This window comes from Candidatus Paralachnospira sp. LCP21S3_A2, from assembly GCF_052118925.1.
In the GTDB taxonomy this organism is placed as follows: Bacteria; Bacillota; Clostridia; order Lachnospirales; family Lachnospiraceae; genus Lientehia.
Map to the genome: position 1 here is coordinate 26,487 of NZ_JBQKGG010000013.1, position 14,175 is coordinate 40,661.

A 14,175-nucleotide genomic window follows, 5' to 3' on the forward strand; every position below is an offset into this window, starting at 1 on the left:
CTTTAAATGCACAAAAGATGATTAATGCCATTTTTAGAGGAAAGGTTTTATGATATTGGGAACATCAAAAAGGAGGAAGAATCTTATGCAAATACTAATTGCACTCATAGGTGTATGTGCGGCAGCAATGCTGCTGTGGTATATCTATATTTTAATGAAGGGAGATGATCAGGCATGAGCACCATAATTCAGTATGTTTTATACCTTGCCATTCTGGTTGTTCTGGCAATTCCGCTGGGCTCTTACATAAAAAAAGTTATGAGTGGCGAGAAAACCTTTTTGTGCAAAATTCTCACACCGTGCGAAAACCTTGTTTACAGGGTTCTGCGTGTAGACAAAGAAGAACAGATGACATGGAAAAAATATGCGGTAAGTGTATTGATCTTTTCCGGTATCGGACTCTCTTTTTTGTTCCTTCTTCAACTATTACAGGGCTTTCTTCCCGGAAACCCGCAGCATCTTCCCGGTGTGAAATGGGATTTGGCATTTAATACTTCTGCAAGTTTCATTACCAATACAAACTGGCAGGCGTATTCCGGTGAATCCACATTAAGTTATCTCACCCAGGCTTTAGGTCTGACTGTTCAGAACTTTGTTTCCGCAGCCACTGGCATCGCCGTTCTGTTTGCTCTGATCCGTGGCTTTACCAAAGTGAAATCCTCAGGAGTCGGAAACTTCTGGGTGGACTTGACACGCATTGTCATTCACATCCTGCTCCCGCTGAATCTTGTCATTTCTCTGTTGCTGGCAGGCGGCGGTGTAATCCAAAACCTGAAAAGTGCAGAAACCGTATCTCTTGTAGAACCGATTGCCATCAATGCGGAAGGTGAAATTCTGAAGGATGCGGTCATTGATCCAGACACTGAAACCGTCACTGTAGATGGCAAAATCGTTTCGGATGCACAGATCATCAGCGAGCAGTTCGTCCCCATGGGACCGGCAGCCAGTCAGGTTGCAATCAAACAGACCGGCACCAATGGCGGCGGTTATATGGGCGTCAATTCCGCACATCCATTGGAAAACCCTAATGCCTTTACCAATTTGATTGAAATGATTTCCATTCTCCTGATTCCGGCGGCTCTGTGCTTCACATTCGGCTCTGCGGTAAAAAACAAAAAGCAGGGGATTGCAATCTTTATGGCAATGTTCCTTTGCCTGATTATTGCATTGAGCTGCATCGCTGTCTCCGAACATACCGGCACATCCCAGCTTGCACAGGACGGCGCAGTCAATCTGTCAATGACCGAACAGGCAGGTGGCAATATGGAAGGAAAAGAGTCCCGCTTCGGCATTGCAGCGTCCTCTACCTGGGCAGCCTTCACCACCGCGGCTTCCAACGGCTCTGTAAACTCCATGCATGACAGCTACACGCCCCTTGCCGGTATGGTGACTATGCTGCTGATGCAGCTTGGCGAGGTTATTTTCGGCGGCGTGGGCTGTGGCCTTTACGGTATGCTTGCGTTTGCCATTCTGGCAGTGTTCATTGCCGGTCTGATGGTAGGCCGTACTCCAGAATTCCTTGGTAAGAAAATTGAGCCTTATGAGATGAAATGGTCGGTACTGGTTTGTCTTGCAACGCCCATTGCAATTCTGGTCGGCAGTGGTCTTGCCGCTGTAGTGCCCTCTGTCATGAATAGCCTGAACAACGGCGGCGCCCACGGTTTCTCTGAAATGCTGTATGCCTACTCATCCTGTGGCGGCAATAACGGCTCTGCCTTTGCCGGTTTCAATGCGAATACCGTATTTTTGAATGTAAGTCTGGGACTGATGATGCTCTTTGCCCGGTTTCTGCCCATCATCGGCACACTTGCAATCGCAGGTAGTCTGGCCGGAAAAAAGAAAATTGCCACGACTGCCGGCACCTTGTCTACGACAAATGGAGTGTTTGTTTTCCTGCTGATTGTTGTGGTATTGCTGATCGGTGCGCTGAGCTTCTTCCCGGCACTTGCCCTTGGTCCACTTGCTGAGTTCTTTGGCAGCATTGCGTAAAGGAGGTTTACAGATATGAGTACAAAACAGAAAAGTGCTTTTGCCGACCGGAAAATGCTCGGCAGGGCAATTAAAGATTCTTTTGTGAAATTAAGTCCGAAAACACAGGCAAAAAACCCGGTCATGTTTCTGGTTTTTGTGTCTGCGATCTTGACCAGCAGCCTTTGGGTGGTGTCCCTGTTCGGGTTGAAGGATGCTCCAAGCGGATATACACTGGCGATTGCCGTTATCCTTTGGTTTACCGTATTATTTGCCAACTTTGCCGAGGCCATTGCAGAAGGCCGCGGTAAAGCACAGGCAGATTCTCTCCGGGCATCCCGTAAGGATGTGGACGCACATAGAATTCCCTCCGTATCGCAGAAGGACAGCGTGACCGTGGTTCCCTCCACCTTGCTGAAAAAGGGGGACCTGGTGATCGTCAAAGCCGGCGAGCAGATTCCGGCAGACGGCGAAGTCGTAGAAGGTGCGGCATCTGTGGATGAAAGCGCCATCACCGGAGAATCCGCTCCTGTAATTCGTGAGGCAGGCGGCGACCGCAGCGCTGTGACCGGCGGCACCACGGTACTGTCGGACTGGATTCTTGTCAGAGTAACCAACGAAGCCGGAGAAAGTTTTCTGGACAAAATGATTGCGATGGTAGAAGGTGCTGCCCGGAAAAAGACGCCCAACGAAATTGCTTTGCAGATTTTTCTGGTAGCCTTGTCCATCATCTTTATTTTGGTGACAGTCTCCCTCTACACTTATTCCATTTTTTCTGCAAAGCTGGCAGGAATTGAGAATCCAACCTCTGTAACAACTCTGGTAGCGCTGCTGGTATGCCTTGCTCCTACTACCATTGGTGCATTACTTTCCTCCATCGGTATTGCCGGTATGTCAAGGCTGAATCAGGCAAATGTTCTGGCTATGAGTGGACGTGCCATTGAAGCTGCCGGGGATGTAGACATCCTGATGTTAGATAAAACAGGAACCATCACCCTGGGCAATCGGCAGGCATCGGAATTCATTCCGGTGGATGGCGTAGATGTTCAGGAACTGGCAGATGCCGCTCAGCTTTCTTCTCTGGCAGATGAAACCCCTGAGGGCAGAAGCGTTGTTGTGCTGGCAAAGGAGCAATTTGGAATTCGGGGAAGAAGCCTTCAGAATAAGAATCTGCACTTTATCCCCTTTACTGCCGTGACCCGTATGAGTGGTGTAGACTTTGACGGAAACGAAATCCGTAAGGGTGCAGCAGATGCCATACAGAGTTATGTGACTCACGCAGGCGGTACGTATTCCCCGGACTGTGATCGAGTTGTCAAATCGATTGCATCCAAGGGCGGCACACCTCTGGTTGTGGCAAAGAATCACAAGATTCTCGGAGTTATCTATCTGAAGGATATTATCAAGCAGGGCGTGAAAGAGAAATTCGCAGACCTACGGAAAATGGGAATCAAGACCATTATGATCACCGGTGACAATCCAATCACGGCTGCGGCCATCGCTGCCGAGGCCGGTGTGGATGACTTCCTTGCGGAAGCAACACCGGAAGGAAAGCTGGCAATGATTCGTGATTTTCAGTCCAAGGGACATTTGGTTGCCATGACCGGCGACGGCACAAATGATGCTCCGGCTCTGGCACAGGCAGACGTTGCAGTTGCCATGAACAGCGGCACACAGGCAGCAAAAGAAGCAGGCAACATGGTGGATCTGGACTCTTCTCCCACAAAGCTCATCGATATTGTACGCATTGGTAAACAGCTTTTGATGACACGAGGCAGCCTGACCACCTTCTCCATCGCCAATGATGTGGCAAAATATTTTGCCATTATTCCGGCACTGTTTATGGGACTTTATCCTGGTTTGTCTGCTCTGAATATTATGGGACTGCATTCCCCGCAAAGTGCTGTCCTCTCTGCGATTATTTATAATGCACTCATCATTATTGCGCTCATTCCATTGGCGCTGAAAGGTGTGAAATACCGTGAAGTTTCCGCCGGAAAACTGCTGTCTCGGAACCTGTTGGTTTATGGTCTGGGCGGTCTGGCGGCTCCATTTATCTTTGTGAAACTGATTGATGTTCTGCTGGTCTTTACCGGGCTGATTTGAGGAGGTATCTGTCATGAAAACAATAAAAAATGTACTGCCGAAAGCGGCAATGATCTTTCTGATTTTTACACTGCTGTGCGGCGTGGTTTATACAGGCATTGTCACAGGAATTGCTCAGCTTATTTTCCCGTCCAATGCCAATGGAAGCATCATTGAAGTAGATGGAAAAAAATATGGCTGTGAATTACTTGGGCAGCAATATACAGATGACGCCCATATGTGGGGGCGTATTATGAATATTGATGTTTCAACCTATACGGATGAAAACGGAAAGGCACTGATGTATGCCGCTCCCTCCAACCTCTCTCCGGCAAGTGAGGAATATGCACAGCTTGTGGCAGAGCGTGTAGAAAAGCTCCGGGCTGCTGACCCGGCCATGAACGATACTGCCGTTCCTGTGGACCTTGTTACCTGTTCCGGCAGTGGGCTTGATCCCCATATTTCCCCGGCAGCAGCGGAGTATCAGGTAGCACGCATTGCAAAGGCAAATAATATGACCGAAGATGAAGTACGTAAAATCATCCAGAAGTGTACCGACGGACGATTCCTTGGCATCTTTGGCGAGGAGACCGTCAATGTACTGGAGGTCAATCTGATGCTGGACGGTATCCTGAAAAAATGAAGTGAACCCAGCAAAATTATGCTTTCCAGTGCAAACTCATGCTAACAGAGAATCCTTTCCGTATCTTTAGACGGTCTTAATACGGATTCGTCTTCTCTTGTACACTCTTTACCCACTTTGATCTATGATTGATTAAAAACAAATAAAGGGACTTAAAAGAAACTTGCAATTATGAGAGTGGTGCTGTCAAAAAGAAGTTGGAGGTAAGCCCATGAAGATCGTTCTTTTGCTTGTAAGCACATCAGCTGTATTTATTTTTGGCTATTTTCTGATGAAAAAGCTGGATGCTTTTCTGGAAAACAATTGGAATGGGCAGGATCATCTCCTGACTTACGATGAAAACAGTTTGCGAATTGGTTTTTCTAACCCCTTCATAGCAGACAGCCTCTCAGATGTTTTCGAAGCTTACGGAAAACAGCATCCGGATGTCTCTATCCATATTCTCAGCGGGGAAGACTGGGAGCTATGCGAAGAACTGGAAATGCACAGATTGGATATGATTTTTTTACCGGAAAATACCATTGTATCAGAAATGACTCTTTATCATGCACGGACGCTATTTCTTTGCTGCTCCCCGGTTCTGATGAAATATACTGACTTGCCCATTGACCCGATCACCCAGAATCCCATTACGCAAAAAGCACTGTGGAGGAATTCGGAAAAATCATCCGTAATCAATTCTTTTGCCGGATACCTGAACCGATTTGCCGTAAATCAGTCGCAGATGTAAATGTTGATCTTGTGTGTTATAATGGAAAAAGAGAGAGCGCTCTTACTTAAATGACGGATAGGAAGGGATAAAATGGAACTGCCAAGACAAAATCCGGATCAGCTTCTTCGTGCGATTTGCAGCAATACATCCACTAAGAAGCAGGGAAAACTTAAAATCTTTTTCGGCTATGCCGCAGGTGTCGGAAAGACCTATGCGATGCTTCAAGCGGCTCATCAAGCCAAAGAGCGTGGCGTCGATGTGGTTGCCGGTTACATAGAGCCCCATGCCCGGCCTCAGACTTTGGCACTTCTGGACGGTCTGGAGCAGCTCCCGGTGAAGCAAATTGCCTATGAGGGAATGATGCTTTGTGAATTTGATATTGACGCCGCGTTAAAACGGAAGCCTCAGCTCATTTTGATTGATGAGTATGCCCATACCAATGCAAAAGGCAGCCGCCACACGAAGCGGTATCAGGATGTGCAGGAACTACTGAACGCCGGAATGGACGTCTATACGACGGTCAATGTCCAACATATCGAGAGTCTTAACGATACTGTGGCCTCCATCACCGGCATTCTTGTGCGGGAGCGTATTCCGGATTCCGCCTTTGATCAGGCGGATCAGGTGGAACTGGTGGATATTGAACCTGCGGAGTTGTTAGAACGACTGGCAAGTGGAAATGTGTACCGGGAGGATCAGGCGCAGCGAGCCATTGTTAATTTCTTCACGGTTGAAAATCTGACTGCATTACGGGAAATTGCCCTTCGCCGGTGCGCCGACCGGGTAAATCTGCTGACAGAACGAGCCAGAGTACAGAGCCGGGGTGATTACCATACAGACGAGCGCATTCTGGCATGTCTTTCCTCATCGCCATCCAACGCAAAAATCATCCGGACTGCTGCCAGAATGGCAAGAGCATTCCGAGGAACATTTACCGCCCTTTATGTGGAAACACCCAACACAGCATCGATGAGTGACGAAGATAAAAAGCGGCTGCAATACAATAAACGGTTGGCTCAGCAGCTTGGCGCTACGATAGAGACATGTTATGGCGATGACGTGCCTTATCAAATTGCAGAATTTTCCCGTCTTTCCGGTATCTCCAAAATCGTAATCGGACGTAGTACTATTACACGAAAGAATTTCTTCAGCAAGCCTACCTTGACAGAACGCCTGATTTCCAGCGCACCGAATTTGGATATTCATGTGATCCCGGACGCCAGCACAGGTTCCGGTTATCAGGAAAAAAAGAAAAAGGCACAGATCGAAACAATGCCCCTGCGGGATGTTCTGAAAAGTATACTCGTATTGCTGGCAGCTACACTCATTGGCTGTAGTTTTGATGCCTTGGGTTTCACAGAGAGTAATATTGTTGCAGTCTACATATTAGGCGTACTTGTGACCGCCGTGATCACATCCAACCGCCTATGCGGGATTCTGACCTCGATTGTCAGCGTGTTGGTATTCAATTTCTTTTTTACCACTCCGAGACTGACATTTCACTTTGACGATCCGAACTATATTGTTACCTTTAGCATTATGTTTACGGCAACGTTGCTCTCCGGCTCTCTTGCTACCCGGCTGAAAGAAAATGCAAAACAATCTGCCCATACAGCTTACCGTACAAAGATTCTCTTTGAAACCAATCAGCTTCTGCAAAAAGAGCAGGATGAGAATGCGGTGATCACCGTTACAGCAGAGCAGCTCATGAAGCTGCTGAAAAAAGATATCATCGTCTACCAGTCTAACGGTAAAGAGCTTGCCGCCCCCAATATTTTTCGTACTATTCATAGCACTCAAGAGTGTTTGATTTCTGAGAATGAGAAAGCAGTCGCCGATTGGGTCTTCCGAAACAACAAGCATGCAGGGGCAACAACCGATACTTTATCCAGCGCAAAGTGTCTATACCTTGCGATTCGAGTTAACCAGCATGTATACGGAGTAGCCGGCGTTGCTGTGAACGGCATTCCGTTGGACTCTTTTGAAAACAGCGTGCTGCTTTCTATTCTTGGCGAATGCGCCTTGGCACTCGAAAATATCAAAAATGCCAGAGAGAAGAAAGAGGCGGCTGTCCTGGCAGAAAATGAACAGCTCCGTGCCAACCTGCTGCGGGCAATCTCTCATGATCTTCGGACTCCTTTGACAGCAATTGCCGGCAACGCAGGAAATTTGCTTGCAAATTATAAAAAGATGGACGATTCGCTAAAGGAGCAAACCTTTACTGATATTTATGACGATTCCATGTGGTTGATCAATCTGGTCGAAAATCTGTTGGCAATCACACGAATTGAAGGCAAACAGGTCAATCTTACCCGGAGTATCGAACTCATGGATGAGGTAGTTTCCGAAGCTCTGAAGCATATCAACAGAAAAAGCAAAGAGTACACGATTCGTGTGACCAGCACCAAAGACTTCATCCTTGCCCACATTGACGCTAAGCTGATCGTTCAGGTGATTATCAATTTAGTGGACAACGCCATCAAATATACCCCTGCCGGTTCAGTAATTGAAATACACACCGATCAGAAGGATCAATGGGTCACAGTTTCTGTTTCCGACAACGGCCCGGGGATTCCCGATGCGCAGAAGCCCCATATTTTCGACATGTTTTATAGTGGAGCCAATAAAGTGATCGACAGCCGCAGAAGCCTTGGATTAGGCCTGTCCCTCTGTAAATCTATTGTGACTGCCCATGGCGGCACAATCTCCGTATCAGACAATCAGCCAAATGGCTCTGTATTTACATTTACATTACCCGCCGGGGAGGTAGAACTTCATGAATAAACCTTTGATATTAGTGGTTGAGGATGACCTGTCTGTACGAAATCTCATTACAACCACTTTAAAAACAAATGATTATCGTTATATAGCAGCACCGAATGGTTCAACAGCCATTATGGAGGCCACATCGCACAATCCTGAAATCATCTTACTGGATTTGGGGCTGCCGGATATGGATGGCGTTCAGGTCATTCAAACAGTTCGCTCCTGGTCCAATGTCCCGATTATTGTAATAAGCGCCCGCAGCGAGGATAATGATAAAATCCAGGCGCTGGATGCCGGGGCGGATGATTATTTGACAAAGCCTTTTTCCGTAGAAGAACTATTGGCCCGACTTCGGGTAACTCAGCGCAGACTCGCCCTGATGACAGCGGAAATGGTAACCGCCAGTTCTGTATTTGTGAATGGTGAGCTGAAGGTGGATTATGCTGGGGGATGTGCTTATCTTGGAGAATCCGAACTGCACCTGACGCCTATCGAATATAAGCTTTTGTGCCTGCTGTCCAAAAATGTTGGCAAGGTACTAACCCATACTTTTCTCACGCAAAATATCTGGGGGCGCAGTTGGGATAATGATGTCGCTTCCCTGCGGGTATTTATGGCGACATTGCGGAAAAAGCTGGAACCAACAGACGAATCTCCACAATACATCCAAACACATATCGGTGTGGGTTACCGCATGATAAAAGTAGAATAATGCTATGTGTTCGTCCTGAATTTTTCAATGTTGCTCACATTTTAGCTTCTGCACGACCTGCTCATCCGTATATTCGTGGAGCAGTATGGATACTTCCCATTTGCTTTCAGGCTTGATAAGCGGGTTGTGCTTATCTGACGTTCGGAACACAGCTTAAAATTTTTGAAAAAAATATTAAAAAAGGCTTGCATTTTCCCGAAACATGATATATAATGATTTTCGTGCTCAGGAAACACACCGAAGCACACAACAGAATATGCGCTTCTAGCTCAGTTGGTAGAGCACCTGACTCTTAATCAGGGTGTCCAGGGTTCGAGCCCCTGGAGGCGCACGCAAAGCACTGTTTTCGATGAAATGACATCGGGGACGGTGTTTTTTTGTGCCCACAGTTCCGAGCGTCATCGAAAAATCCATGTGCACCACGCAAATTTATTTGCTGTGGTGTATATGGACTTTTCGGAGAATGGGCGGAACGCCCATTCAGCCTCAGGCAACGCCGCAAGAGCTAACCGCTCAATGCGGCGGCAGACAGCGCTGCTGGCTGGGCTGAGGCCTGACGCTCTGATTCCGGGTCATTAAAACGGGGAGCAGCGCCATACACGCTGCTCCCCGTTCCTTTCTATTTCACCAATCCGCTTTCTTTTAATAAAATCTCCAGATCGGTTCCCTTTATCTTTTTCAGTGCAATCTTTAATGCCTCTCGCTCCATCAGGGACAGGTCGGCTTCTGCCAGGGGCTTTTTGTCGATGGCGTAATAGCAGGCCCGCAGAAGCTCCCGCACATCGTACTTGCTGCCCCAGACCTCCGGTACGCCGCGGTCAACATCCAGCAGTGTATAAACTGCTTCCATACCGGTTCTCATGGAATATTCGGTTGTGAAGATGGTGTCGCGGGGCGTCTCGGCGAACTGGCCGATGAACGCAAAGTTTACAGCGCCGTCCGGTACAACATGAGGCCGGTCCTCATTCTTTCTGGGCTGGAAGAACGCGTTGATATAAGGCATGAAACAGGTGGTCGTATTGCAGGCGTTTTTCGCCAGATCTGCGATCTCCGCTTCCGGAACTCCGATATGATACAGCCACTCGCTGCAAACCTCCTCACCGGTGCAGTCCCGCATTGCCTTCTTCACATAATTGCCTTCCTTGTTGGTATTCAGGGCATAAAGCCAGATCAGCACCATGTTCTTATCCTGGGACTTGAACTGGGGCTGGCGGTTGATGGTCCAGGAAAGATACCAGTTTTCCGTGCTGTCCTTGACCGTCACAATTCCTCCGGTGGTCACCCTTCCGCTTCGGGGATCACGCTTGCAGATATCCATGATATGCTTTATGATCCGCTCATCGGAGGTTGCCACCGTTGCACTCATCCAGTTTGTCGCATCAATGTCATTGCAGAACGCCTCCGGATTTCCAAAGGATCCGTCCGATGCCTGGGCCGCAATGGCCTTCCACATATCCCAGGATTCACCACAGCCGTTCTTTAATCCGCTGAGATCCGGTGCATGGTTCTGGTCGCCATAGCAGGAGGAATCAGTACAGCAGCCGTTGGTGATGAACACCAGATCATTCTCCGTCAGATCAATGGTCTGCTGCGTTCCGCACTTCTCATACACGATCTGCTTTGCGGTCTTTTTGCTGCCCTCGGTCTCAAAGATTACATTTTTTACATCCATGCCGTATTCAATCTGAACACCATGTGCCTCCAGATACTTTACTAACGGCAGGATCATGCTCTCATACTGGTTATATTTGGTGAACCGCAGTGCGCTGAAATCCGGAAGTCCATCGATGTGGTGCACATAACGGCAGAGATACCGCTTCATCTCCAGAGCACTGGACCAGCGCTGGAATGCGAACATGGTCTGCCAGTACAGCCAGAAATTGGTCTCCCAAAAGGAATCCGGCAGCACATCGGAGATTTTCTTATCCTCCAGCTCCTTCTCCGGAGTCATAAACAGCCTAGAGAGTGCCATGGCTGATTTCTTATCCAGGTTAAACTTCCGGTCGGTATGGGCATCCTGTCCGCGCCCCACAGTTGCACGGCAGAGGGAATAATTGGGATCATGCTTGTTGAGCCAGTAATACTCGTCCAGCACCGAAACGCCCGGTGTTTCGATGGACGGCACATCGCGGAATGTATCCCACATAACCTCAAAATGGTTGTCCATCTCGCGGCCGCCTCTCATGAAAAAGCCCTTTGTCACATCCTTGCGTCCATCACAGCTTCCTCCTGCCAGCTCCAGCTTTTCAAGAAGATGGATCTTTTCTCCTTTCATCTGCCCGTCACGGACCAGATAAAACGCTGCAGTCAGGCCTGCAAGTCCGGTTCCGATGATATATGCTGATTTTTTATCGACATCCTTCGGCTTTTCGGGATGTGCGAAAGCTTCATATGTTCCTGCGGAATAATACATAGCGAAAACCTCCTGTCATCTGATACTGTCGTTTCGTTTTTGTTTATGCCCTTATTATATCCGCATTCCCGATCTTTACCACAGACAGAAAAAGCTCCGTGCCGGAAAATCGGACACAGAGCTTTCAGTGTGTAATTTTTGAACATTTTTCACGAAATGCCCAAAGAACAGGTCTGAGACGGAAGCTTCTCCGCCCCTCCTGACGGTTCATGGAACAGCAGGGGCTTCCTACCGGCAGCCGCAGCCGCCATCCAGGATCCGGTTTACCTCATCCAGCGCCCGCTTGATCCTCATGGCCCGCCGGTTCAGCTCCCGCTTATTGTAACAGATAAAAAACAGCTTTTCCTTTAAACAGCGTCTGTGCTTCATGATACGCTCCCGAAGCAGCTTTCTTCTTATCTTATGCAGTCGGCTGCTTTGCGGTCAGCTTGCAGATGGGCTGGCCTTTTTCCGAAAATTTCCGCTCATACTCCGTCATAACATTTCCTGCGCAAAGCTCCGGATCATGATGAAGATCGAATGTATGGGAGAGAAGCCGCCAGCCGCTCTCCTGCACCGATTCCAGCGAAAAATCAAACAGCGGCCGGTTGTCGGTCTTGAATTCCAGAAGCCCCTCCGGCGCCAGATAGGATCGATAACGTGCCAGGAACGCCGGTGAGGTTAGGCGGCGCTTGGCATGACGGGCCTTGGGCCAGGGATCGGAAAAGTTTAAATAGATCCGCTCCACCTCGCCCGGAGCAAAAACCTGATCCAGATATTCCGCCGGCATATTTAACAACCGCAGATTGGGAAGCGTCATCGTCTCCGCGGCAGGTCTGCATTCCTCCGCCGGATCAGTCTCTGTCCTGTCCGGTGTTTCCACCGTGTTTTCGCACTCTCCTGCCTTTTCCTCCAGTTTCTGGACGGCACGCACCAGCACGCTGGCATACATCTCAATCCCCACATAGTTGATATCCGGGTTCTGCTTCGCCAGTGTCAGAAGAAAAATCCCCTTTCCCATACCGATCTCGATCCGGATCGGATGATCGTTTCCAAATACCTTGTTCCAGCCACCCTTATGCTCCTGCGGCGTTTCTATTACATAGACGCTTTCTGCCAGCTCCTCCCTGGCTCCTTTCACGTTTCTCAGTCTCATGTGACATTTTCCTCGCATTTTCCCGTTTTCAGGCCTCCAAACTCCCACCGGATCCCCCGTTTGACTTGCCAGAAGCCCGTTTTTCCATTATAATCTATTTCAAAAGCGGGGGCAACTCCCACCTGATACTTTCCAGGCTGACCGGACATTTTTTCTCTGAACCTGGTCCTGTCCTGCGCCGCCTATGTCTCCGCACCAAATCATAAAGGAGTCTATCAGCATGAAATCAATCCGAAAACTGTTCTGCCTGCTGATCGCGGCAGTTTCTGTTTTTACTGCGGTTCCGGTTCTGGCATCGCAGGATTCCGGGGAGGAAGCATCACCCTCGACGCTTTCCCAGTGGCCGGAGGGACCTGTGCTCCAGGCGGAAGCAGGACTTCTCATGGACGCCCGCACCGGAACCGTTCTATTCAGCAAACACGGAGAACAGCGTATGTATCCGGCCAGCATCACCAAGCTTATGACCGCTCTGCTGGTTCTGGAAAACTGTTCCCTTGATGAAACCGTTACCTTTTCTCATGCAGCAGTTTACAGTATCGAAGCAGATTCCAGCCATATCGGTGTCCAGGAGGGAGAAGAGCTGACCGTGGAGCAATGTCTCTATGCCCTTCTCTTAAAATCCGCCAACGAGGTTGCCAACGGGCTGGCGGAGCATGTGGCCGGAAGCATGAGTGCCTTTGCCGAAATGATGAATAACCGCGCAGCTCAGATTGGCTGCACCGACACCCATTTCATCAACGCCAACGGGCTTCATGATGAGAACCATTACACCACTGCCCACGACATGGCCAGGATCATGCAGGCACTGGTGGACAACGAAACCTTTACCGCCATCTCCTCCGCAGACAAATATCAAATCCCGCCTACCAACAAAACAGCAGAAACCCGGTATCTGAAGCAGACTCACAAGATGATGTGCGAATCGGATTACACCTATGAAGGCACCGTTTCCGGAAAAACCGGCTTCACACCGGAGGCCGGAAACACCCTCGTCACCTATGCAAAACGCGGTGACCTGGAGCTGATCGCCGTTTCCTTAAAATCCAACTGGAAGCATTATGATGATACCATCGCCATGTTCAACTACGGTTTTGAGCATTTCTCGGCCAGTGACATGAGCGGAAGCGCTGCTGCCCTGGAGGCCGTAAGGGAAGCGGTTCTGGCTCAGGCCGCACTGGACCCGGAAACCGGAACCCTTTCTCTTAACAGCGATAACTGGGCAGTTCTTCCAGACGGGATCACCGCAGACAGCCTCAATGCTGCCGTGACGCTGTTTCCCGCCAGCCAGCAGGCTTCCATGGATTCCACGACCATCGGAACCGTAGCATACCGCTATAATGGTGTCTGTCTCGGAACCGGAACCGTAAGCTTTTCGCCGGCTGCGAACTCGGGTTCCCAGACCCATGAAACCACACCGGAAACGCTCTCCGGCCCGGATACTCCCACTGTAAAAAGGAGCCGTTCCGGCTTTCCCGTCTGGCTCCTGGTCATTCTGATTCTGTTGGTTCTGATCCTGCTTGTTCTTCTGATTCTGTATCTGCGTAACCGCAGCTCCCGAAACCACCGGGCAAACCGGATCTCACAGACAAAGCAGGCCTATAAAAAGCGCCGTCGGGGAACCCGGCACTATCTCAGCAAAAAGGACAGCTATATTGACCGAAAATAACTGGCTGATCCTGGCTCTTATTTCATAACAGCATGAAACAAACCACAGAATCTCTCCCGCCCTGCGGCGTTCCCG

Annotated in this window: 10 protein-coding genes and 1 tRNA gene; 8 read left to right on the top strand and 3 right to left on the bottom strand. The window is 49.1% G+C overall.

The annotated features are described in order from the left end of the window. Nucleotides 1–174: 174 nt before the first annotated feature. From kdpA to ACTQ3K_RS09660, 7 genes are all read left to right on the top strand, one after another. On the top strand, nt 175–1,989 hold the full coding sequence (kdpA, locus tag ACTQ3K_RS09630) for a potassium-transporting ATPase subunit KdpA (protein WP_441567456.1): 1,815 nt from the start codon (nt 175–177) through the stop codon (nt 1,987–1,989). A 15-nt stretch (nt 1,990–2,004) separates the two neighbouring features. Beyond that, the gene (gene kdpB / locus ACTQ3K_RS09635) at nt 2,005–4,074 is read left to right on the top strand and encodes a potassium-transporting ATPase subunit KdpB (protein WP_441567454.1); all 2,070 of its coding nucleotides are present in this window, start codon (nt 2,005–2,007) and stop codon (nt 4,072–4,074) included. Nucleotides 4,075–4,087: 13 nt separating this feature from the next. Next, entirely contained in the window at nt 4,088–4,696 is a 609-nt protein-coding gene (gene kdpC / locus ACTQ3K_RS09640) for a potassium-transporting ATPase subunit KdpC (RefSeq protein ID WP_441567452.1), read from the top strand. Nucleotides 4,697–4,907: 211 nt separating this feature from the next. Further along, entirely contained in the window at nt 4,908–5,426 is a 519-nt protein-coding gene (locus tag ACTQ3K_RS09645) for a hypothetical protein (RefSeq protein WP_441567496.1), read from the top strand. A gap of 72 nt (nt 5,427–5,498) precedes the next feature. Next, complete coding sequence (locus tag ACTQ3K_RS09650) at nt 5,499–8,192, top strand: ATP-binding protein (protein WP_441567450.1); 2,694 nt, start codon at nt 5,499–5,501, stop codon at nt 8,190–8,192. After that, entirely contained in the window at nt 8,185–8,886 is a 702-nt protein-coding gene (locus ACTQ3K_RS09655) for a response regulator (RefSeq protein WP_441567448.1), read from the top strand. Before ACTQ3K_RS09650 ends, ACTQ3K_RS09655 begins: the two co-directional genes overlap by 8 nt. A 258-nt stretch (nt 8,887–9,144) precedes the next feature. After that, a tRNA-Lys gene (locus ACTQ3K_RS09660) sits at nt 9,145–9,217 on the top strand. Between the two features lie 288 nt (nt 9,218–9,505). Here the strand turns inward: ACTQ3K_RS09660 and ACTQ3K_RS09665 are convergent. The 3 genes from ACTQ3K_RS09665 to trmB form a co-directional block, all read right to left on the bottom strand. Continuing rightward, nucleotides 9,506–11,299 carry an oleate hydratase gene (locus tag ACTQ3K_RS09665; RefSeq protein WP_441567446.1) on the bottom strand — a complete coding sequence of 598 codons (1,794 nt, stop codon included), beginning with the start codon at nt 11,297–11,299 and terminating at the stop codon, nt 9,506–9,508. Nucleotides 11,300–11,527: 228 nt separating this feature from the next. Further along, a complete protein-coding gene (locus ACTQ3K_RS09670) occupies nt 11,528–11,668 on the bottom strand; it encodes a hypothetical protein (RefSeq protein ID WP_441567444.1) in 141 nt (46 codons plus the stop codon). Between the two features lie 31 nt (nt 11,669–11,699). Beyond that, on the bottom strand, nt 11,700–12,434 hold the full coding sequence (trmB, locus tag ACTQ3K_RS09675; RefSeq protein ID WP_441567443.1) for a tRNA (guanosine(46)-N7)-methyltransferase TrmB: 735 nt from the start codon (nt 12,432–12,434) through the stop codon (nt 11,700–11,702). Nucleotides 12,435–12,654: 220 nt separating this feature from the next. Here trmB and ACTQ3K_RS09680 point away from each other — a divergent pair, with 220 nt between their 5' ends. Beyond that, a complete protein-coding gene (locus ACTQ3K_RS09680; RefSeq protein WP_441567441.1) occupies nt 12,655–14,100 on the top strand; it encodes a D-alanyl-D-alanine carboxypeptidase family protein in 1,446 nt (481 codons plus the stop codon). The last annotated feature ends 75 nt before the right edge of the window (nt 14,101–14,175 follow it).